The 21376-nt window shown below is 74.1% G+C and carries 21 protein-coding genes; 14 read left to right on the top strand and 7 right to left on the bottom strand.

The genetic code is table 11. The features are described 5' to 3' along the window. Window positions 1–25: 25 nt before the first annotated feature. Window positions 26–571 (bottom strand): PadR family transcriptional regulator, encoded by a 546-nt coding sequence (locus tag ACH4B3_RS10655; protein ID WP_398462421.1) that lies wholly within the window; start codon window positions 569–571, stop codon window positions 26–28. Between the two features lie 263 nt (window positions 572–834). On the opposite strand from ACH4B3_RS10655, the gene ACH4B3_RS10650 reads away from it, so the two are divergent. Beyond that, window positions 835–2181: an MATE family efflux transporter gene (locus ACH4B3_RS10650; RefSeq protein WP_398462748.1), complete on the top strand. Its 1347-nt coding sequence runs from the start codon at window positions 835–837 to the stop codon at window positions 2179–2181. 71 nt (window positions 2182–2252) lie between these two features. Continuing rightward, a complete protein-coding gene (locus ACH4B3_RS10645) occupies window positions 2253–3395 on the top strand; it encodes a glycosyltransferase family 4 protein (protein ID WP_398462420.1) in 1143 nt (380 codons plus the stop codon). Between the two features lie 95 nt (window positions 3396–3490). Here ACH4B3_RS10645 and ACH4B3_RS10640 read toward each other — a convergent pair whose 3' ends face one another. Further along, on the bottom strand, window positions 3491–5290 hold the full coding sequence (locus ACH4B3_RS10640; protein ID WP_398462419.1) for an AMP-dependent synthetase/ligase: 1800 nt from the start codon (window positions 5288–5290) through the stop codon (window positions 3491–3493). Between the two features lie 265 nt (window positions 5291–5555). On the opposite strand from ACH4B3_RS10640, the gene ACH4B3_RS10635 reads away from it, so the two are divergent. From ACH4B3_RS10635 to ACH4B3_RS10610, 6 genes are all read left to right on the top strand, one after another. Beyond that, complete coding sequence (locus tag ACH4B3_RS10635; protein WP_398462418.1) at window positions 5556–6338, top strand: metallophosphoesterase; 783 nt, start codon at window positions 5556–5558, stop codon at window positions 6336–6338. Between the two features lie 67 nt (window positions 6339–6405). Then, complete coding sequence (locus ACH4B3_RS10630) at window positions 6406–6849, top strand: SRPBCC family protein (protein ID WP_398462417.1); 444 nt, start codon at window positions 6406–6408, stop codon at window positions 6847–6849. 23 nt (window positions 6850–6872) lie between these two features. Continuing rightward, the gene (locus ACH4B3_RS10625) at window positions 6873–8153 is read left to right on the top strand and encodes an ArsA family ATPase (protein WP_398462416.1); all 1281 of its coding nucleotides are present in this window, start codon (window positions 6873–6875) and stop codon (window positions 8151–8153) included. Between the two features lie 427 nt (window positions 8154–8580). Beyond that, window positions 8581–8961: a DUF5304 domain-containing protein gene (locus tag ACH4B3_RS10620; protein WP_398462747.1), complete on the top strand. Its 381-nt coding sequence runs from the start codon at window positions 8581–8583 to the stop codon at window positions 8959–8961. A 57-nt stretch (window positions 8962–9018) separates the two neighbouring features. After that, entirely contained in the window at window positions 9019–9960 is a 942-nt protein-coding gene (locus ACH4B3_RS10615; protein ID WP_398462415.1) for an ROK family glucokinase, read from the top strand. Window positions 9961–10087: 127 nt separating this feature from the next. Continuing rightward, the gene (locus tag ACH4B3_RS10610) at window positions 10088–10852 is read left to right on the top strand and encodes an endonuclease/exonuclease/phosphatase family protein (RefSeq protein WP_398462746.1); all 765 of its coding nucleotides are present in this window, start codon (window positions 10088–10090) and stop codon (window positions 10850–10852) included. A gap of 40 nt (window positions 10853–10892) precedes the next feature. On the opposite strand, the gene ACH4B3_RS10605 is transcribed toward ACH4B3_RS10610, so the two are convergent. Both ACH4B3_RS10605 and ACH4B3_RS10600 read right to left on the bottom strand, forming a co-directional pair. After that, window positions 10893–11510: a hypothetical protein gene (locus ACH4B3_RS10605; protein WP_398462414.1), complete on the bottom strand. Its 618-nt coding sequence runs from the start codon at window positions 11508–11510 to the stop codon at window positions 10893–10895. Beyond that, on the bottom strand, window positions 11497–12351 hold the full coding sequence (locus tag ACH4B3_RS10600) for an alpha/beta hydrolase (RefSeq protein ID WP_398462413.1): 855 nt from the start codon (window positions 12349–12351) through the stop codon (window positions 11497–11499). The genes ACH4B3_RS10605 and ACH4B3_RS10600 overlap by 14 nt, the downstream gene beginning before the upstream one ends. 135 nt (window positions 12352–12486) lie before the next feature. Here ACH4B3_RS10600 and ACH4B3_RS10595 point away from each other — a divergent pair, with 135 nt between their 5' ends. The 4 genes from ACH4B3_RS10595 to ACH4B3_RS10580 all read left to right on the top strand — a co-directional run bounded on the left by ACH4B3_RS10595 (window position 12487) and on the right by ACH4B3_RS10580 (window position 16656). After that, window positions 12487–13311, top strand: coding sequence for a lysophospholipid acyltransferase family protein (locus ACH4B3_RS10595; protein WP_398462412.1), 825 nt, complete (start codon window positions 12487–12489; stop codon window positions 13309–13311). Window positions 13312–13525: 214 nt separating this feature from the next. Beyond that, window positions 13526–14755, top strand: a complete 1230-nt coding sequence (gene macS, locus ACH4B3_RS10590; RefSeq protein WP_398462745.1) for a MacS family sensor histidine kinase — start codon at window positions 13526–13528, stop codon at window positions 14753–14755. Window positions 14756–14844: 89 nt separating this feature from the next. Continuing rightward, window positions 14845–15492: a response regulator gene (locus tag ACH4B3_RS10585; RefSeq protein WP_398462744.1), complete on the top strand. Its 648-nt coding sequence runs from the start codon at window positions 14845–14847 to the stop codon at window positions 15490–15492. A gap of 135 nt (window positions 15493–15627) precedes the next feature. After that, complete coding sequence (locus ACH4B3_RS10580) at window positions 15628–16656, top strand: 6-phosphofructokinase (RefSeq protein WP_398462411.1); 1029 nt, start codon at window positions 15628–15630, stop codon at window positions 16654–16656. Between the two features lie 80 nt (window positions 16657–16736). Here the strand turns inward: ACH4B3_RS10580 and ACH4B3_RS10575 are convergent, their stop codons facing one another. Both ACH4B3_RS10575 and ACH4B3_RS10570 read right to left on the bottom strand, forming a co-directional pair. Further along, the gene (locus ACH4B3_RS10575; RefSeq protein WP_398462410.1) at window positions 16737–18725 is read right to left on the bottom strand and encodes an anthranilate synthase family protein; all 1989 of its coding nucleotides are present in this window, start codon (window positions 18723–18725) and stop codon (window positions 16737–16739) included. A 96-nt stretch (window positions 18726–18821) separates the two neighbouring features. Next, window positions 18822–18878, bottom strand: a complete 57-nt coding sequence (locus ACH4B3_RS10570; protein WP_398462743.1) for a trp operon leader peptide — start codon at window positions 18876–18878, stop codon at window positions 18822–18824. Window positions 18879–18986: 108 nt separating this feature from the next. On the opposite strand from ACH4B3_RS10570, the gene ACH4B3_RS10565 reads away from it, so the two are divergent. Together ACH4B3_RS10565 and ACH4B3_RS10560 are read left to right on the top strand one after the other, a co-directional pair. Beyond that, window positions 18987–20336, top strand: coding sequence for a class II 3-deoxy-7-phosphoheptulonate synthase (locus ACH4B3_RS10565; RefSeq protein WP_398462409.1), 1350 nt, complete (start codon window positions 18987–18989; stop codon window positions 20334–20336). Window positions 20337–20490: 154 nt separating this feature from the next. Further along, window positions 20491–20772, top strand: coding sequence for a bacterioferritin-associated ferredoxin (locus ACH4B3_RS10560; protein WP_398462408.1), 282 nt, complete (start codon window positions 20491–20493; stop codon window positions 20770–20772). A 73-nt stretch (window positions 20773–20845) separates the two neighbouring features. Here ACH4B3_RS10560 and bfr read toward each other — a convergent pair whose 3' ends face one another. Beyond that, window positions 20846–21325 carry a bacterioferritin gene (bfr, locus tag ACH4B3_RS10555; RefSeq protein ID WP_398462407.1) on the bottom strand — a complete coding sequence of 160 codons (480 nt, stop codon included), beginning with the start codon at window positions 21323–21325 and terminating at the stop codon, window positions 20846–20848. Between the last annotated feature and the right edge of the window lie 51 nt (window positions 21326–21376).

Below are 21376 nucleotides of genomic sequence, written 5' to 3'. Positions count from 1 at the left end.
AGGGCGTCCCGGCACGCCACCGCCGCTACTCCGCCCCGCGCTCCCGGCGTGCGTCCAGCGTCTGGAGCACCTCGGCCAGCCAGGTCTTCTCGGCCGTGCCGGTGGCGCGGGCGATCCGCAGCATGCCCTGCCGGAAGAGGTCGTCCGCGTCCTCGGCCCGCACCGGTGCCCCGTCGCGGTAGAAGAAGCTCGCCGGGGTGTCCAGGAACGCCTTCCGGCGCCGGAGTACCGCGGCCTGTTCGGCCGGGTCCGGCAGTTGCCGGAGGAAGGCGAGCAGGGTGAAGAAGCGCTGGCCGTCGGTGATCTCGACGTCCTTGGGCGCGCGCAGCCGCTGCCGCAGTTCCGCCCGTCCCGCCTCGGTGAGGGACAGGATGCGGCGCGGGGCGGCGCCGCTGCCCGGCTCGGAGCGCTGCTCCACCAGGCCGTTCTTCAGCAGCCGGTTGATCGCCGGGTAGAGCGCGCCGTCGCTCACCGGACGGACGTGCCCGCTCAGTCCCCTGATGCGCTCCTTGAGCTCGTAGCCGTGCAGCGGCTCGTCGTGGAGGAAGCCGAGGATCGTCAGTTCCAGCACCGTGCACCGTCCTTGTCGCCCGTCGCCCGTCGCCCGTCGGCGCGTCACCGCTCAGCCGCCGCCGGTCGGCTCGTTGCCCGTTCGGCCGTCACCATGATACCTCTCATCGTGGTACCTCTATTCGAGGTACACAGGGATGCGAGGGGGCAGGTGTGGCGAACGGCGGGGCGACGCGCGAGAACGGACCGCGGAGAGCGGAGCACGGGCGGCCGGCCCCGCCCGCCCCCGCCAAGGACCCGGCGCCGGCCAGGCACCGGGCACGGCTGGTCACCCTGGCCGGACCGGTCTACTGCGAACTGCTCGCCGGAGTGGTGGCGGGCATCGTCAACATGGTCTGGGTCGCCCGGCTGGGCGGCGACGCGGTGGCCGCGGTCGCCGTCGCCACCAACACCGAGAACGTGCTGCTCGGTGTGATCCTGATGGCCGGCTCCGGCACCACGGTGCTGGTCGCCCGCGCCGCCGGAGCCCGGGACCCCGCCGCGCTGCGGTCCGCGGTCCGGGGCGGCTGGGCGCTGTGCGCGCTGCTCACCCCGGTGGTGGCGATCGGCGGCTGGGCCCTGCGCGAACCGCTGGCCGCCCTGGTCCTCGGCGGCTCCGGCGGCCCGGTGCCGGCGCTCGCGGCCGGCTACTTCGCGATCTCCCTCCCCGGTATCGCGGTGTTCTTCGCGCAGAACCTCCTGGACAGCGTGCTCAAGGGGGTGGGCGACACCCGGACCCCGATGCGCTGCGCCCTGCTGGCCAACGCGCTGATCCTGGTGCTCGACCCGCTGCTCATCCTCGGCCTGCTGGGCCTGCCCGAGCTCGGCGTGCCCGGCGCCGCGCTGGCCACCGTGGTGGGCCGGTCGGTCGCCCTCGCCGCCGGCCTGCGGGCGCTGCGCCGCAACCCGCGGCTGCGGGAGGCCCGCCGGGTGCCGCCCCGGGACCCGGCCGCAGCCGGCTCCGTCGTGGCGGCGCTGCGCCGCACCGCCGCCACCGGGGCGCCGATGTCCGCCGACTTCCTGGTCCGGATGGCGGGTTCGCTGGCGCTGGTGGCGATCGTGGCCCGGGTCGGCGTCACCGAGGTCGCCGCCTACGGCATCGCCACCAAGGCCATGTACGTGGCCACCATGGCGTTCTACGCGGTGCGCCAGGCCGCGGCGATCCACACCGCGCACACCCTCGGGGCCCTGGCCGCGACGGACGCCGGCACCGGGGGAGCGGCCGTCCGGGCCGCGATCGGACGGCAGGCGCTGCGGCTGGGCGCCGCGCTCGGCGCGGCCTTCGCCCTCCTGCTGCTGGCCGGGGCGCCGCTGGTGATGCGGGCGTTCGGCGCGGAGCCGGAGGTGGCCGCGGCCGGGGTGCTCTTCCTGCGCTGCCTGGGCCCGCACCTCACCCTGCTGGCCTGCTTCATCGCCCTGGGCGGGGTGTTCGAGGGCAGCGGCGGCAGTTCCTCGCTGATGTGGGTCACGCTCACCGGCATGGCCGTCCAACTGCCGCTCGCCCACGCGCTGACGGGGCTCGGCATGCCCGGCATCTGCCTGGCGATGGGCCTCGGCGCCCTGCTGCAGGGCCTCGCGGTGCTCGCCCTCTTCCGCCGCCGGACCCGTCCGGCGGAACCCGCCGCCGGCTGAGCCCCGGACCGGGCCGGCCACGGCGGCCGAGCGCCGCGACCCGCGCGCCGCACCCGGTACTGTCGGCGGCGATGCACAAGACCCTGATCGTCACCAACGACTTCCCGCCCCGCCCCGGCGGCATCCAGTCGTTCCTGCACAACATGGCGCTGCGGCTGGACCCGGAGCGAATCGTCGTCTACGCCTCCACCTGGAAGCACGGCCGGGAGGGCGCCGAGGCCACCGCCCGGTTCGACGCCGAACAGCCCTACCCGGTGGTGCGCGACCGCACCACCATGCTGCTGCCCACCCCGCGGGTGACCCGGCGCGCCACCGCGCTGCTCCGGGCGCACGACTGCACCTCGGTGTGGTTCGGCGCCGCCGCCCCGCTGGGCCTGATGGCCCCCGCGCTCCGGGCGGCCGGCGCCCGCCGGCTGGTGGCCACCACGCACGGCCACGAGGCGGGCTGGGCGCAGCTGCCCGGCGGGCGGGCCGCGCTGCGCAGGATCGGCGACGCCACCGACACGCTCACCTACCTGGGCGAGTACACCCGGACCCGGATCGCCGGCGCGCTCAGCGGGGCGGCCGCCGCCCGGATGGTGCAGCTCACGCCCGGCGTGGACGAGGAGGTCTTCCACCCCGCCTCCGGCGGCGCCGCCGTCCGGGACCGGCTGGGCCTGGCGGACCGGCCGGTCGTGGTCTGCGTGTCCCGGCTGGTGCCCCGCAAGGGCCAGGACACCCTGATCCGCGCCCTGCCCCGGATCCTGGGCGAGGTCCCGGACGCCGTGCTGCTCGTCGTCGGCGGCGGCCCCTACGAGAAGGACCTGAGGCGGCTGGCGGAGACCACCGGGGTGGCCGAGTCGGTGCGCTTCACCGGCACCGTCCCCGCCGGGGAACTGCCGGCGCACTACGGGGCGGGCGACGTGTTCGCCATGCCCTGCCGCACCCGCCGCCGCGGCCTGGACGTCGAGGGCCTGGGCATCGTCTACCTGGAGGCGTCGGCCACCGGGCTGCCGGTGGTGGCCGGCGACTCCGGCGGCGCGCCGGACGCGGTGCTCGACGGCGAGACCGGCTGGGTGGTGCGCGGCGGTTCGGTGGCGGAGACCGCCGACCGGATCAGCACCCTGCTGAAGGACCCCGAACTCCGCCGCCGGATGGGGGAGCGCGGCCGGGCCTGGGTGGCGGAACGCTGGCGCTGGGACCTGCTCGCGGACCGGCTGCGGGAACTGCTGTAGTCCCCCGACGGCCGACGGCCGACGGCCGACGACCGACGACCGACGACCGAGGGGCGGGCACCGGCCGGTGCCCGCCCCTCGGTCGTGACGGGTGGTCAGCGTTCGTAGATGGCCTCGATCTCGGTGGCGAAGTCCTTCGCCACCACGTTCCGCTTGAGCTTGAGCGACGGCGTCACGTGCCCGGAGTCCTCGGTGAACTGGGCCGGCAGGATGCGGAACTTGCGGACCGACTCGGCGCGTGACACGGCCGCGTTGCCGTCGTCCACCGCCGTCTGGATCGCGGCCAGCAGGTCGGCGTCGTCGCGCAGTTCGGCGGCGGTGGCGCCGGCCGGCTTGCCGTGCTCCGCCAGCCAGCGGGGCAGGAACTCCTCGTCGATGGTGATCAGCGCGCCCACGAACGGGCGGCCGTCGCCCACCACCATGCACTCGGCGACCAGGGCGTGCGCCCGGATGCGGTCCTCGATCACCGCCGGGGCGACGTTCTTGCCGCCCGCGGTCACCAGGATCTCCTTCTTCCGCCCGGTGATCGTCAGGTAGCCGTCCTCGTCCAGGGTGCCGACGTCCCCGGTGTGGAACCAGCCGTCCGACAGCGCCTCCGCGGTGGCCGCCTCGTTGTTCCAGTAGCGGGAGAAGAGGTGGTCGCCGTGGAGCAGCACCTCGCCGTCGTCGGCGATCCGCACCACGGTGCCCGGCATCGGCTGGCCGACGGTGCCGATCTTCTGCCGGTCCCACGGGTTGAAGGTGGTGGCGGCGCACGACTCGGTCAGGCCGTACCCCTCCAGCACGGTGAAGCCGATACCCCGGTAGAAGTGCCCCAGCCGGGCGCCCAGCGGCGCGCCGCCGGAGATCGCGTGGGTGGCCCGGCCGCCCAGCACCGCACGGAGCTTGCTGTACACCAGCCGGTCGAAGACCTTGTGCTTCAGGCGCAGCCCCAGCGACGGGCCGGACGGGGAGTCCAGCGCCTGGCTGTAGGCGATCGCCACGTCGGCGGCCTTGTCGAAGATCTTGCCCTTGCCGTCCGCCTGCGCCTTGGCCCGCGCCGAGTTGTAGACCTTCTCGAAGACCCGCGGCACACCGAGGATCAGCGTCGGCCGGAAGGAGGCGAGTTCGTCGGTGAGCGTCTTGATGTCGCTGACGTGCCCGAGCTTGATCGGCGCCAGCACCGCGGCGATCTCCACCAGGCGGCCGAACACGTGCGCCTCGGGGAGGAAGAGCAGTACCGAGGACTCACCGGTGGCGAAAATCGGCTTGAGCCGGGCCACCGCGTTGCCGCACTCGGCGAAGAAGCTGCGGTGCGACAGCACACAGCCCTTGGGACGGCCGGTGGTACCCGAGGTGTAGACGATGGTGGCCGGGGAGTCCGCGTTCGCCGCCGCGCTGCGCTCGTCGACCAGCTCGTCGGTCACCTCGGCCCCGGCCGCGGTGAGCTGCTTGATCGCGTCGCCGCCCTCGATCCGCCACACATGGGTGAGCGCCGGGAGGCTGTCCCGGATGGACTCCACGGCGCTCTCGTGACCGGCGGTCTCCACCAGACAGGCGACCGCGCCGGAGTCCCCGAGGATCCACTGGATCTGCTCGGCGGAGCTGGTCTCGTAGACCGGCACGGTCACGCCGCCCGCGCTCCAGATCGCGAAGTCCAGCAGCGTCCACTCGTAGCGGGTGCGCGACATCAGGCCGACCCGGTCGCCCGGCCGCACACCGGAGGCGATCAGGCCCTTCGCCGCGGCGCGTACCTCGGCGAGGAACTCGGTGGCGGTGACGTCCTGCCACCGGCCGTCGACCTTGCGGCCGACCACCGCCACATCGGGATGCTGGGCGGCGTTGCGGCGGATGAGGTCCGTCAGGTTGCCGTCGGCCGGTACTTCGTACAGGGCCGGGAGACTGAACTCGCGCAAGACTGCTGCTCCTCGTCGGGCGCCGGCGCCACGACAGTGTGCTGTGCGTCGGCTGCGGTCCATGATCAGGCACGGGGGGGTGGTGGACTGCCCGGACGTTACCCATCGGTACGGGCTCCGGGATAGGGGTTCCTGCCCAGATGTTTTATGCGTCACACACCGCGACAATGCTGCGTCGAGGGTAGTCGAGTCGTCCGGTGCCGCGGAAGTTACCGCAGGTAGACGACCTTCCCGGCGGAATACCGGGAGCCGTAAGGTGACCGGCATGCGTGTCCATGTGATCAGTGACGTACACGGCAACAGCCGGGACCTCGCCCGCGCGGGCGACGGCGCCGACGCCCTGATCTGCCTCGGTGACCTCGTTCTTTTCCTCGACTACGCCGACCATTCGCGCGGTATCTTCCCGGAGCTGTTCGGGACCGCCAACGCCGACCGGATCGTGGAACTGCGCACCGCCCGGCGCTTCGCCGAGGCGCGCGACTTCGGCCGCCTGCTGTGGGAGGGGCTGGAGGCCGCCGGGATGGCCGGCGGCAAGGAGGCCGCCATCGAAGCGGCCGTCCGCAAGCAGTACGCCGAACTCTTCGCGGCCTTCCCCACCCCGACGTACGCCACCTACGGCAACGTCGACATCCCGCGGCTCTGGCCGGAGTACGCCGGGCCGGGCACCACCGTCCTGGACGGCGAGCGGGTCGAGATCGGCGGCCGGGTCTTCGGCTTCGTGGGCGGCGGACTGCGCACCCCGATGCGCACGCCCTACGAGATCGACGACGAGACCTACGCGGCCAGGATCGCCGCCCTCGGCGAGGTCGACGTGCTGTGCACCCACATCCCGCCGGACGTCCCCGAACTCTGCTACGACACCGTCGCCCGCCGCTTCGAACGCGGCAGCGAGGCGCTCCTGGAGGCGCTGCACACCATACGGCCCGCGTACCACCTGTTCGGGCACGTCCACCAACCGCTCGCCCGCCGCATGCGGGTCGGCGCCACCGAGTGCGTCAACGTCGGTCATTTCGCCTCCAGCGGCACCCCCTGGACCCTGGAGTGGTGAACCGCGCACGGTAGCCTTCACCGGCAGGCACACCAGTCGGCGGACGGGTACGTAAGGAGCCACGGCGATGGCGGAACACACCAGCTCGAGCATCACGATCGAAGCGGCACCGGCCGACGTGATGGCGGTGATCGCCGACTTCGACCGCTACCCGGAGTGGTCCACCGAGGTGAAGGAAGCCGACGTGCTCACCCAGGACGGCTCCGGCCGCGCCGAGCAGGTGCGCATGGTCCTCGACGTCGGCGCCATCAAGGACGACTACACCCTCAGCTACACCTGGACCGGCACCGAGGAGGTGCAGTGGTCGCTGGTGAAGTCGACGATGCTGCGCTCCCTGGACGGTTCCTACCGGCTCACCCCGGTCGGCGACGGCAAGCGCACCGAGGTCACCTACCGGCTCACCGTCGACGTCAAGGTCCCGCTGATCGGCATGATCAAGCGGAAGGCCGAGAAGGTCATCATCAGCCGCGCCCTGGACGGACTGAAGAAGCGCGTGGAGAGCGGCGTCTGAGCCCCGCAGGAGACACCCCCGCCATGCGAACCGTCCTGGTCACCGGAGCCGGCGGCGCGGGCCGCAGCACCGTGGCCGCGGCCACCGCGCTCGCCGCCGCCCGCGCCGGACGCCGCGTCCTGCTGCTCACCTGCGACCGGGGCGGGGCGGCGACCGAGCTGCTCGCCCTCCCGGAGGACGGGACCGCCGAACCCGGGCTGCCCTGGACGCCCCCGGTCCGGACGGCGCCCGGCCTGTGGGCCGCCCGGATCGCCCCCGGGGAGCACTTCCGCGCCGAACTCGTCGCCCTCCAGGAACGCGGCAGCGGTGTCCTGGACATGCTCGGCGCCACCCCGCTGGAGAGCGAGGAGCTCACCGAGCTGCCCGGCGCCGAGGCGTTCGCCCTGCTGCGCGCGGTGCGCCTGGCCGCCCGCGGCGTCCTGCCCGCTCCCCGCGACGGCCACCCCCCGCAGGCCGGCGCCGGCCCCGCCCGCGGCTGGGACCTGGTCGTCGCCGACCTGCCCCCGGTCACCGACGCGGTCGCCCTGCTCGCCCTGCCCGAACGGCTCCGCCGCTACCTGCGCCGGCTGCTGCCCGCCGAACGGCAGGCCGCCCGCGGCGCGCTGCGCCCGATGCTCGCCCAGCTCGCCGGGGTCCCCGCCCCGGCCCAGCGGCTCTACGAACTCGCCGACCGGTGGGAGCGCGAGCTCGCCGAGGTGCAGGCGGTGATCGACTCGCGGGCCACCACGGTACGGCTGGTCGTCGACCCCGGACCGCTGTCCGTGCCGGCGCTGCGCGCCGCGCACGCCGGGCTCGCCCTGCACGGCTGCCGCGTCGACGCGGTGATCGCCAACCGGCTGCTGCCCACCGGCTCCACCGACCCCTGGCTGGCCGCGCTCTCCGGCCGGCAGCAGGCCGCGCTGAAGGAGCTGTCCGCCCAGTGGACGCCCGTCGCCCCGGTCCACGAACTGCCCCACCTGGGCGCCGGCCCGGACGGGCCGGACGCCCTGGACGCGCTGGCCGGCCGGCTGCCCGTCCCCGCCGAACTGCCCGACGAGCCCGCCGCGGACCCGTGGACGGTGACGGACCGGATCGCCGCCGACGGGGAACTCGTCTGGCACCTCCCGCTGCCCGGCGCCACCCGCGAGGGTCTGGGACTGGTCCGCCGCGGCGACGAACTCATCGTCACGACCGGCCCGTTCCACCGGATAGTGCCGCTCCCCTCCGCGCTGCGCCGTTGCTCGGTGGCCGGGGCCGGGCTGCGCGAGGGGGAGCTGCGGGTGCGGTTCGCCCCGGACCCGGCGCTCTGGCCGCAGCGCTCCTGACCCACCGGGCGTCCGCCAGGCCGGCGGGTTCCGGAACGGCGCCCCGGAGGCGCCCGGTCCGGTGGTGGCCGGTGCCACCGGGCGGCCCTCCGATGTCGCGGCGCCGTTCCGGTACCGTCGATGACGAGCCGAGTGAACAGCCCGCATCCCGCCGCAGGAGCCCGCCATGAGCGATGCCACCGAGCGCCCCGCCGGCGCCGACCGCCCCTTCGAGGACCAGCCCGCCGCCGGGGCCGCCGGCCAGGCCGGTGAGCAGCCCGCCGACCGGCCGGGGGAGCGGACCGCGGACGGTGCCGCCGAGCGGGCCGGGGACCCCGCCGCGGACCGGACCGGGGAGTGCCCCACCGCCGGCTCCCCCTGCGGGGACACCGACGACGCCCCCGCCGGTGACCCCTACGACGACACCGGCGTCGCCTTCGAGGACGACATCGACCCCGACGCCTGGCAGCGGGCCTGCGCCGAGGACCTGGCGGCCGAACGCGCCCGCCGCCGGGCCCGGGACGCCGGTGCCGAACCGGGCAGCGCGGCCGAGGAACTGCGCAAGCTGGCCGAGGCCGTCGCGGAGAAGGTCTCCGCCCTGCAGGCCCCGCTGGCCGGCACCGCCGTCCACGGTGCCGTACAACAATTGATCGCACAGGCCAAGGCCGCCGTGGAACCCGTCATCGAGCGCAACCCGGAGGTCTTCGACCACCTCGCGACCGCTGGTACCGAGCTGTTGGCCGCCTACCGGGCCGCCGTCGCGGGGCAGGAACAGCGGTGGACCAAGGGAGCCGACCGTTCGAGTAGTGAACACATCGACCTCGACTGAGCCGATGCTCCGGTACGGTGGTCCCCGGCGGGGTTCGACCGAATAACTGAGGGACACATGGGACTCACCATCGGCGTTGACATCGGCGGCACGAAGATCGCAGCTGGCGTGGTCGACGAAGAGGGCGCGATCCTCGACACGAGCACCGTGCCCACCCCGTCGACTCCCGAAGGCGTCATCGACGCCATCGCCGACGCGGTCCGCACCGTCAGCTCCGGCCACGACGTCGAGGCCGTCGGCATCGGAGCCGCCGGATACGTGGACGACAAGCGCGCCACGGTGCTCTTCGCCCCCAACATCAACTGGCGTCACGAGACGCTCAAGGACAAGGTCGAGCAGCGCGTCGGCCTCCCGGTCGTGGTGGAGAACGACGCCAACGCCGCGGCCTGGGGCGAGTACCGCTTCGGCGCCGGCCAGGGCCACGACGACGTCGTCTGCATCACCCTGGGCACCGGTCTCGGCGGCGGCATCATCATCGGCGGCCGGCTGCACCGCGGCCGGTTCGGCGTCGCCGCGGAGTTCGGCCACATCCGGGTCGTCCCCGACGGGCTGCTCTGCGGCTGCGGCAGCCAGGGCTGCTGGGAGCAGTACGCCTCCGGCCGCGCCCTGGTCCGCTACGCCCGGCAGCGCGCCCAGGCCACCCCGGAGAACGCCACGGTCCTGCTCGGCCTCGGCGACGGCAGCCCGGAGGGCATCCAGGGCAAGCACATCAGCGACGCCGCCCGGCGCGGCGACCCGGTCGCCGTCGACTCCTTCCGCGAACTGGCCCGCTGGGCCGGCGCCGGCCTCGCCGACCTGGCCTCGCTCTTCGACCCGTCGGCGTTCATCGTCGGCGGTGGGGTCTCCGACGAGGGAGACCTCGTCCTGGACCCCATCCGCAAGTCCTTCAGGCGCTGGCTGGTGGGCAGTCAGTGGCGGCCGCACGCCCAGGTGCTGGCCGCCCGGCTCGGCGGCAAGGCCGGACTGGTCGGCGCCGCCGACCTGGCCCGCCAGGGCTGACCCCCCGGGCGGGCGGGCCGCCGCCCGGCAGGGCAGAATCAGCCGGGCACAGCGATGGACGAGGAACGGCCGTACCACTCGACAGGCCCGCCACGGCGGGCGGGGGCAGAAGAGAGGCTGGGTGACGATGCTCGCGGACCTGCCGGCATCCCGTACCGAAGCGGACGGCACGGCGGTGGTCCGCGTGCTGAGTTACAACATCCGCTCGATGTGCGACGACACGGCCGCGCTGGCCCGGGTCATCCGGGCCTGCGCCCCCGATGTGCTGTGCGTCCAGGAGGCACCCCGCTTCTTCCGCTGGCGCAAGGCGGCGGCCCGGCTGGCACGCGCCACCGGCCTCACCTACACCACCGGCGGCGCCACCACCGCCGGCCCGATGATCCTCACCTCGCTCCGCGCCCATGTGGAGCGGACCGAGGAGGTCCTGCTGCCCCGCACCCCCGGTCTGCACCAGCGCGGCCTGGCGATCGCCGAGCTGCGGTTCGGGACGGCGGCCCGGCTGGGGGTGGTCAGCTGCCACCTCAGCCTGGCCGCCGCCGAGCGCCGGCGGCAGGCCGGGCTGCTGCTCGACCGGCTCGCCGCGCTGGACGTCCCGCACGCGGTCGCCGCGGGGGACATCAACGAGCGCCCCGACGGCCGGGCCTTCGGGGCGCTCGCCGGGACCCTGCGGGACGGGTGGGCGGTCAAGCCGTGGGGCGGCGAGCACACCACCCCGCCCGCCCGGCCGCACCAGCGCATCGACGCGGTCTTCGCCACCGAGGGCCTGGAGGTGCTGGGCTGCGGGGTGCCGGCCGGCCTGCCCGGAGTGTCCGAGCGCGACCTGAGGGCGGCCACGGACCACCTTCCGGTACTCGCCGCCCTCCGGGTCCCCGCCGAGCAGCCCGCGGTCTGACCCGGCCGGGCGCGCGGCGCGGGCCGCGCGCCCCGGACCGTCAGACCACCGCGCCGCGCCCCGGGTCGTCGTCCTCGTCGTCGTCACCGGACTTCATCCGCATCACCAGCGTGGCGAAGCCGCCGAGGAAGCCGCCGACCCCGAGGGTGCCGATCCACCAGGTCATCTCCTGCCGGAACAGCACCACCAGAAGCAGCAGCAGCGGACCGCCGAGGACGGCGATCCAGGCGAACCGCGCCGTGGTGTCGGCGTGCGGCAGCGGCGGGTCCGGCGGTACGAAGTGGCCCTCGTCGCCGGGGCCGAAGTCGTCCTCGGACGGTTCGGCGGGCTTCCAGTCACGCGGGCCGACGCCCGGGGCGTAGACGATGAAGCTGCCGACCGGCTTCTCCTCCAGGTCCGGCGCCTCCCCGGCCTCGCCGCCGGTCTCGGCGCCGGTCTCCTCTCCGCCCTCGGCGCCCTCCGCCTCCGCGGCCCGCGCGGTCGCGCGGGTGCCGGACGCCGCGGGAGCCGCGGGCGCCTCCTGGCGGACGTTCTCCGCGTCCGGCCACGGGGCCACCCCCGGCGGGTCCGGCGGCTCCGCCCCGTAGGCCGCGACGATCTCGGCGAAAGCGGCGTCGTCGTCGCGGGCGCCCGCCGGGCCGCCGTTACGCTCCGCCACCGGCCGTCGTCCTCTCGGTGTCCCCGCCCGGCTCCACCACCGCCGCCCCGAGCGGGGTGATGGACTCGGCCACCGGGGCGGCCGCCGTACCGGCCCCCGGCGCCAGCCGCTCGATGAACGCGGTGGTCTCGGTGAAGATCCGCTCCGCGTCGTGGTCCAGGGTGGCCACGTGGTAGCTGCGCTCCAGCAGCCGCTCGGTGAGGTCCCGGGAGGAGACCCGGGCCAGGATGCGGGCGGAGTCCACCGGCGGCACGACATGGTCCTGCGGGCTGTGCAGCACCAGCAGCGGCTGGGTGACCCGCGGGAGTTCGGCGTCCACCACCCGGAAGAAGCGGCGCAGCGAGTACGCCGCGTGCAGCGGTACCCGGTGGTACCCGCTCTCCACCGCACCCGGCTTGGCGATGTCGCTGACGATGCCCTTGGTGGAGGGGACCAGGTGCCGGAGGACCGGCAGCGCCACGGCCGCCCGCTCGTGCATCTTGTTCGCCGGGTTGACCAGCACCAGGCCGCTGACCGCGGAACCGTGCCGGGCGGCGAGCCGCAGCGCCAGCGCGCCGCCCATGGACAGACCGCAGAGGAACACCTGGCGGCAGCGCTCGGTCAGCGCGCGCAGCTCGCGGTCCACCTCGGCGTACCAGTCCTCCCACCCGGTGACCGCGAGGTCCTGCCAGCGGGTGCCGTGGCCCGGCAGCAGCGGCAGCGACACGGTCAGCCCGCGGTCGGCGAGGTGGTCGGCCCAGGGGCGCACGGACTGGGGGGAACCGGTGAAGCCGTGACAGACGAGGACGCCGATGTCTCCGCCGTCGTGGCGGAACGGCTCGGCTCCGGGGAGGAGCGGCACCGCGGATCTCCGTTCGGTGGATGCGGAAAAGACCGGGAGCGGGGCCCTGCCGGGCCCCGTCGCATCAGCGTACGCGGCGCGCCGCACCGGGGGTAGGCAGGTAAGGTCTCCTCGTCAGACACAGGAGGTCCTCGGTTGTTCTACGGTGCGATGAAGCTGTCGGTCGGCGGAGCGTTGAAGCTCACGTTCCGGCCCTGGGTGGAGGGCCTGGAGAACATCCCCGCCGAGGGCCCGGCCATTCTGGCCAGCAACCACCTCTCCTTCTCCGACTCCTTCTTCCTGCCCGCGATGCTCGACCGCAAGGTCACCTTCATCGCGAAGGCGGAGTACTTCACCTCGCCCGGGGTCAAGGGGAAGCTGACGGCCGCCTTCTTCAAGGGCGTCGGGCAGCTGCCGGTGGACCGCTCGGGAGCCCGGGGGGCCGGCGAGGCCGCGATCAAGAGCGGCATCGAGGTGCTGCGCCGCGGTGAGCTGTTCGGCATCTACCCGGAGGGCACCCGCTCGCCGGACGGCCGGCTCTACCGCGGCAAGCCGGGCGGCCTGGCCCGGGTCACACTGGCCACCGGCGCCCCGGTGATCCCGGTGGCGATGATCGACACCGAGAAGATCCAGCCGCCGGGCAAGGTGATGCCCAAGATCATGCGGCCCGGCATCCGGATCGGGAAGCCGCTGGACTTCAGCCGGTACCACGGCATGGACGGGGACCGGTTCATCCTCCGTTCGGTGACCGACGAGGTCATGTACGAGATCATGAAGCTGTCCGGCCAGGAGTACGTCGACATCTACGCCACCGCGGCCAAGCGGCAGATCGCCGACCAGGCCAAGGCGGAGGCGGAGCGCGCGAAGGCGGAGGCGGAGCGCGCCAGGGCCGAGGGCGAGCAGCCCGAGGGCCGCGCGCACCTCCTCGGCCGGAAGCGGCGGCGCGGGGAACGCGGCGCGGCGGACGGACGGCAGGACTGAGCTCCGGCGGCGCCGGGGACCACCCCGCGCGCCCTGGCCAGGGCAGCAGCGCCGACCGCGCCCGGCGGGGGAGCGCCGGCGGCCCGGCAGGCCATGGCGCGCCGGGTCCGAAGGGGGGAGTGGGGAAGTGCCGGAGCGGAAGCCCGTCGGGGCGTCCCCCTGGCGGTACCTGCGGACGAAGTCCGAGGCGGGCCGCGGGGAGAAGGTCGTCCGGATGTCCGTCGAGCAGCCGCTGTGGCAGGCGCTGACCGCCTACCGCGTGCTCACGCTGCTGTACGCGATCGCGCTGTTCGTCATCGCCTTCGACGCCTACGATCACCCCCTGGGCGCCGGCGCCTACATGGTGGTGCTCACGGTGTGGACCGCCTGCACCGTGCGGATGGTCTCCTCCGCCGAACGCTGCACCCGGCGCTTCCTCATCGCCGACCTCACGGTGGCGCTCACCGGCATCCTGCTCACCCCCGTGGTCGACTCGCACGACCGGATCGCCGACGGCGCCCCCACCCTGCCGTCGATATGGACCGCCGGCGCGGTGCTCGGCTTCGCGATCAAGGGCGGCTGGCGGTGGGCGGCGTGGACCTCGGCGATCGTCGCGGTCGCCAACATCGCACAGCGCGGCGGGTTCGCCCAGGACACCGTGCACGCCGTGGTGCTGGTGTGGGTGGCCAGCGTGGCGATCGGCTACGTGGTCGAGGTGGCCCGGGCCAGTGAGCGGACCCTCGCCCGCGCCCTGCAGATCGAGGCGGCCACCCGGGAACGGGAGCGGCTGGCCCGGGACATCCACGACAGCGTGCTCCAGGTACTGGCGATGGTGCAGCGGCGCGGCGCGGCGATCGGCGGCGAGGCAGCCGAACTCGGCCGGATGGCCGGGGAGCAGGAGGTCGCGCTGCGCACCCTGGTCTCCAGCGGGCTGGTGGGCCGGCAGCGCACCGCCGAGGAGGCCCCGGACGTCCGGTACGCGACGGCCGGCGCGCCCGCGCCGCCGGACACCGGCGCCGGGGGAGCGGACCGGGGAGCCGCGGCGGCGGACGGTGCCGACGCGGGCCCGCGCGACCTGCGAACGCTGCTCGCCCCGCACGCCGGGTCGCGGGTGGTGCTCTCCGAGCCGGGCGCCCCGGTGCTGCTGCCGGCCGGCGCGGCGGCGGAGCTGGCGGCGGCCGTCGGCGCGGCCCTGGACAATGTGCGGGTGCACGCGGGGGAGACGGCCCGGGCCTGGATCCTGGTCGAGGACGAACCGGACGCGGTCACGGTGACCGTCCGGGACGACGGCCCCGGCATCCCGGACGGCCGGCTGGCGGACGCCGAGCGGGAAGGGCGGCTGGGCGTGGCGCTGTCGATCCGCGGACGCCTGCGCGACCTGGGCGGCAGCGCCGAATGGTTCTCGGCCCCGGGTCAGGGCACCGAGGTGGAGTTGAAGGTTCCGCGGGGCGGGGAGGCACCATGACGAGCGGTACGAGCGGTCCGAGCGCCACGGACGGGGCCGGGGAGGGCACCGGCGCGGCGGGCACCGCGGCTCCGGCGGCCGTGAAGGTGATGGTCGTCGACGACCACCCGATGTGGCGGGACGCGGTCGCCCGCGACCTGGCCGAGGCCGGGTTCGAGGTGGTGGCGACGGCGGGCGACGGCCCGCAGGCGGTGCGCCGGGCCAGGGCGGCCGAGCCGGAGGTGCTGGTCCTCGACCTCAACCTGCCCGGCCTGCCGGGGGTGCAGGTCTGCAAGGAACTGGTCGGCGGCAACCCGGCGCTGCGGGTGCTGGTGCTCTCCGCGAGCGGGGAGCACGCGGACGTGCTGGAGGCGGTGAAGTCCGGGGCCAGCGGCTATCTGCTGAAGTCGGCCAGCACCGAGGAACTGCTGGACGCGGTGCGCCGCACCGCCGCCGGGGACGCGGTGTTCACCCCCGGCCTCGCCGGGCTGGTGCTCGGGGAGTACCGGCGGCTGGCCGGCGAGCCGGCCCCGTCCGCCGCCGGCGAGCCGGTCGCCCCCCAGCTGACCGACCGGGAGACCGAGGTGCTGCGGCTGGTGGCCAAGGGGCTGTCGTACAAGCAGATCGCCGAGCGTCTGGTGATCTCGCACCGCACCGTGCAGAACCATGTGCAGAACACCCTCGGCAAGCTCCAACTGCACAACCGGGTGGAGCTGGTGCGCTACGCCATCGAGCGCGGTCTCGACTCTTCCGAGTGAATCCCGCGGCCCAACTCGCCTCCGGTGCACCCGAATTCACTTGACGGTGGATCGTGTGTGACCTGCATCACCCTTAGCGTTGCTCCCGGTATCGGTTCCCACGAACGGATCCCTCACGGGAGAAGGGAAGATGCGATGCGGGTCGGAGTACTGACCGGCGGTGGCGACTGCCCCGGGCTCAACGCGGTCATCCGCGCCGTGGTCCGCAAGGGGGTGGAGCGCTACGGCCACGACTTCACGGGCTTCCGGGACGGCTGGCGCGGGCCGCTCGAAGGCGACACCGTGACCCTGGACATCCCCGCGGTGCGCGGCATCCTGCCTCGGGGCGGCACCATCCTGGGCTCCTCACGGACCAACCCGTTGAACGCCGGGAACGGCGTCCGGCGGATCAAGGAGAACCTCGCCAAGTACGAGGTGGACGCGCTCATCGCGATCGGCGGCGAGGACACCCTCGGGGTCGCCGCCCGGCTCGGCGACGAGTACGGCATCGCCTGCGTCGGCGTCCCCAAGACCATCGACAACGACCTGTCCGCCACCGACTACACCTTCGGCTTCGACACCGCCGTCAACATCGCCACCGAGGCCATCGACCGCCTGCACACCACCGCGGAGTCCCATATGCGGGTGCTGGTCGTGGAGGTGATGGGACGGCACGCCGGCTGGATCGCCCTGCACTCGGGGCTCGCGGGCGGCGCCAACGTGATCCTCGTCCCCGAACAGCGCTTCGACGTCGACCAGGTGTGCGCCTGGGTGGAGTCCCGGTTCAAGATCCGCTACGCGCCGATCGTGGTGGTCGCCGAGGGCGCCATGCCCAAGGGCGGCGAAGCCGTGCTCAAGGACGAGTCGCTGGACTCCTTCGGCCATGTGCGGCTCTCCGGCATCGGCGAGTGGCTGGCCAAGCAGATCGAGCAGCGCACCGGCAAGGAGGCCCGGACCACGGTGCTCGGACACGTGCAGCGCGGCGGCACCCCCAGCGCCTTCGACCGCTGGCTGGCCACCCGGTTCGGGCTGCACGCCATCGACGCCGTCCAGGACGGCGACTTCGGGAAGATGGTGGCGCTGCGCGGCACCGGGATCGTGCGCGTCCCGCTCACCGAGGCGACCGCCCGGCTCAAGACCGTCGACCCGGCGCTCTACGCCGAGGCCGGGGTCTTCTTCGGCTGAACCGGCCCTCCCCCGCCGGCCGGCATCCGGCGCACCGGCGGGCGGGGGAGGAGGCACCGGGACGGCGCGCCGCCGAAGGCTCACACCAGGACGGCCGCCAGCAGTTCCGCCGTGATCGCCGCGCCGTTCAGGGTCAGGACCGACTCCGGGTGGAACTGGACCGACGCGAAGCCCGGGGACCGCAGCGCGTGCACCTCGCCGGTCGCCGGGTCCCGGCTCACCTCGACCCGCCGCAGCGCCAGCTCCGCCGCCGTCCGGTCGTCGCACCGGGCGGTGAAGCTGTTGTAGAAGCCGACCGTCTCGGCGCGGCCGAACAGGTCGATCCGGGTCTGCGCGCCCTGGTACGGCACCGCCTTGCGGACCAGCTCCAGGCCCAGCTCGACCGCGATCAGCTCATGGCCCAGGCACACCCCGAGCAGCGCTCCGGCCCGCCCTCCGTCCCCGGCCCCGGCCGGCGCGGCGCCCCGGGCCCGGGCGACCAGCTCGGCGGTGAGCGCGCGGAGCGACCGCATCCTGGGGTCCGCCGGGTCCGCCGGGTCGCCGGGCCCGGGGCCCAGCACCACCGGGCCGGAGTGGGCGAGTACGGCCTCCCGCAGCCCCGGCTCGTCGTACCGGCGGACGGTCACCGCCAGGCCGGACGCCCGCAGCAGGTGCGCCAGCATCGCGGTGAAGGTGTCCTCGCCGTCCACCACCAGCGCGTGCCCGGTGACCGCCGGCGGCCGGTCCTGCATCCGCAGCCAGAACGGTGCGAGACCGGCCCGGCGGGCGTCCAGGGCCGCCCGCACCCGGGGATCGTCGGCCAGCGCCGGGCGGACCGGCTCCGGCCGCTCCGGCCCGGGGCGCACCCCCAGCGCGGCCAGCACCCCGGCCGCCTTGGCGTGGGTCTCGGCGACCTCGGACCGCGGGTCGGAGTGGCGGACCAGGGTCGCACCCACCGGCACCCGCAGCCGGCCGGCGCGGTCGATGTCGGCGGTACGGATCAGGATCGGCGAGTCCAGCGTCTGCGCCCCGCCCTCGTCCCGGCCGATGAGGGCCAGCGCCCCCGCGTAGTAGGCACGCCCCACCCCGTCCGCGTCCAGCGGCTCGTACCGCTGGATCACCCGGCACGCGTTCTGCACCGGGGACCCGGTGACGGTCGCCGCGAACATCGTCTCCCGCAGCACCTCCCGCACGTCCCGAGTGGTGCGGCCGCGCAGCTCGTACTCGGTGTGCGCCAGGTGCGACATCTCCTTGAGCCGCGGCCCGACCACCACCCCGCCCATGTCGCCGACGGTGCACATCATCTTCAGTTCCTCGTCGACCACCATGGACAGCTCCTCCACCTCCTTGCGGTCGTGCAGGAACTCCAGCAGCCCGGCGACACCGGGGCCCTCCGGCGGATAGCGGTAGGTGCCGCTGATCGGGTTCATCACGACCGTGCCGCCGGCGCCGTCCCGGCCGCCGGACATCCGGACGTGCACCTCGGGGCTGGCGCCCACCAGCGTCCGGTCCTCCAGGCACACCACATAGGTCCAGTACGCCCCGCGCTCGGCCTCCAGCAGCCGCCGGAACAGGGCGAGCGCGTCCGCGGTCCGGAAGCCGGGGATCCGCCCGCGGAAGGTGCGGCGGATGACGAAGTTGGCGCCCTCGCCGGCCCCGATCTCGTCCTCCACCACCCGCCGCACGGTCCGGGCGTACTCCTCGTCGCCGACGTCGAACCCTCCGTCGGTCACGGTCACCCGGTGCCCGGGCAGCGCGGCGCGCAGCTCCGCGGCCGGCAGCCGGTGGCTCTCCACCGGCCGCAGCACGGCCAGCGGCGTCCCGTCGTCCCGCGCCTCGAAGCCGCGTTCCCGGATCTGCCGGAACGGGACCAGGGCGAGCGCGTCGTTCACCGGGCCGCCGTCCGGCGCCCCGGTGGGCAGCGGGATGTCCGCCAGCCGCTCCACTTCGGTGACCGGCCCGATCAGCACCTCCACCACACCGTCGGCGGTGGCCCCGGCCGGCCCGGGGGTGCGCCGGTGCAGCAGGGCGAACGGCGGGGCGCCGGCGGCGAGCAGCCGGCGTACGACGGCGTCGGTGTCGTGGTTCACGTGCGGGGTTCCTTCCGGTGGGAGGAACGGCCCGGCACCGGATACGCCGAAGGCCGCCCCTCGGGCGGCCTTCGCGGACGATCTGGGTACGCGCGTTCAGTGGGCCGCCGGATGAGCGGTCCACCACCAGTCCATGGTCGGTAGCGCGAACATGTGCCGCACCCTACCCGACCACCGGGCGCGTCCCGGGCCCGTCGTGTCCCCCGTCTCAGGTTGTGGGCACCGGGCTGGACGGCCGTCCGGACCCCGTAGTGTTGAAGCGTGACCGTGAACGCTGAATCCCACGCCGGTGGCAACACCTGGCGCTCCCTACCCGCGGCGCAGCAGCCTGACTGGCCGGACCAAGAGGCTGTGCGCGATGTCATCGCCGAGCTCGAGTCCTATCCGCCGCTCGTCTTCGCGGGCGAGTGCGACCAGCTGCGTGCCCGCCTGGGAGCCGTCGCCCGTGGTGAGGCGTTCCTCCTCCAGGGCGGCGACTGCGCCGAGGCGTTCGACGCCGTGGGCGCCGACCAGATCCGCAACAAGCTCAAGACGCTCCTGCAGATGGGCGCCGTGCTCACCTACGCCGGGTCCGTCCCGGTGGTGAAGGTCGGCCGCATCGCGGGCCAGTACAGCAAGCCGCGCTCCAAGCCCACCGAGACCCGGGACGGGGTCACCCTGCCCACCTACCGGGGCGACTCGGTCAACGGGTTCGAGTTCACCCCCGAGGCGCGCATCCCGGACCCGCAGCGGCTCAAGCGGATGTACCACGCCTCCGCCGCCACGCTGAACCTGGTCCGTGCGTTCACCACGGGCGGTTACGCGGACCTGCGCCAGGTGCACGCCTGGAACCAGGACTTCGTGAAGTCCTCCCCGTCCGGCCAGCGGTACGAGGCGCTCGCCCGGGAGATCGACCGGGCGATGAACTTCATGAACGCCTGCGGGGCGGACCCGGAGGAGTTCCGCACGGTCGAGTTCTACTCGTCGCACGAGGCGCTGATCCTGGACTACGAGTCGGCGCTCACCCGCACCGACTCCCGGACCGGCCGGCTGTACGACGTCTCCGGCCACATGCTGTGGATCGGTGAGCGCACCCGGCAGCTGGACGGGGCGCACGTGGAGTTCGCCTCCCGGATCCGCAACCCGATCGGCGTGAAGCTCGGCCCGACCACCAGCGCCGAGGACGCCCTCACGCTGATCGACCGGCTGGACCCCGACCGGGAGCCGGGCCGGCTCACCTTCATCACCAGGATGGGCGCGGACAAGATCCGCGAGAAGCTGCCCGAGCTGGTGGAGAAGGTCACCGCCTCCGGCGCCCAGGTCGTGTGGATCTGCGACCCGATGCACGGCAACACCTTCGAGGCGGCGTCCGGGCACAAGACCCGGCGGTTCGACGACGTGCTGGACGAGGTCAAGGGCTTCTTCGAGGTGCACAAGGCCCTCGGGACCCACCCGGGCGGCATCCACGTCGAGCTCACCGGCGACGACGTGACCGAGTGCGTGGGCGGCGGCGACGAGATCTTCGTCGACGACCTCCACCAGCGGTACGAGACCGCCTGCGACCCGCGGCTCAACCGCAGCCAGTCGCTGGACCTGGCGTTCCTGGTCGCGGAGATGTACCGGGACCAGTAGCCGGGGCGGTGCCGCGAGCCGGGACCGGAAAAGCGCAGATGGGGCGCGGATCACAGCGATCCGCGCCCCTTCGCACTGTTGCATCCGACGGCCGGGCGGGTAAGGTAAGGGTAACCTTATTGATCACCTGACCTGATCGCCTCAGGAGAACCGCGTGTACGTCTGCTCATGCTTCGGCATCACCGAGAAGCAGGTGCTCGCGCACGCGGAATCCGGCGCCTGCACCCCCCGCCAGATAGCCGGGGCCTGCAAGGCCGGCACCGACTGCGGGTCCTGCGTCCGCCGCATCCAGGCGCTGCTCGGGCGGGGCTCCTGCCCGCGGCGGGAGATGATCGACAAGGGCGAGCCGGCCGCCACGGCACTGGCCGCCGGCCCCACCGTCCAGGCCCCCGGAACCCCGGGCGCCCCGCCGTTCCCCGGCGAGGCCGCCGCCTGACCGCGGGCGCTCCCCACGGCACCACGGCCACCGGCCGCCCGGGCCCCGTGCGCCACCCGCGTCCGCGCGGACCTCAGCTGTCCGGCTGCTCGATCAGCTGGGCGATGTAGAGGGCCTCACCCAGCTTCTCGACCAGCTCCAGCTGGGTGTCGAGGTAGTCGATGTGGTGCTCCTCGTCCGCCAGGATGGACTCGAAGATGTTGGCCGAGGTGATGTCCCCCTTGGCCCGCATCACCTCGATGCCGCGCCGCAGCCGGTCGATCGCCTCGACCTCGACCTGCCGGTCCGCCTGGAACATCTCGGTGACCGTCTGGCCCACCCGGACGTGGAACAGCCGCTGGTAGTTCGGCAGGCCCTCCAGGAAGAGGATCCGGTCGGTGAGCACCTCCGCGTGCTTCATCTCGTCGAAGGACTCGTGCCGGGTGTACTTCGCGAGCTTCGTCCAGCCGAAGTTCTCCTGCATCTTGGCGTGCAGGAAGTACTGGTTGATCGCGGTCAGCTCGGCGGTCAGCTGCTCGTTGAGGAACTCGATGACCTCGGGGTCGCCCTGCATCGAGGGGCTCCTTCCCTGTGCGCGCGGGGAACGTCCGGTTGCGCGCATCCT

This window comes from Streptomyces sp. NPDC018031, assembly GCF_044327625.1.
Classification (GTDB): domain Bacteria; phylum Actinomycetota; class Actinomycetes; order Streptomycetales; family Streptomycetaceae; genus Streptomyces.
The sequence above is the reverse complement of the archived record's forward strand: the minus strand, read 5'-3'. Positions and strand labels throughout refer to the sequence as shown.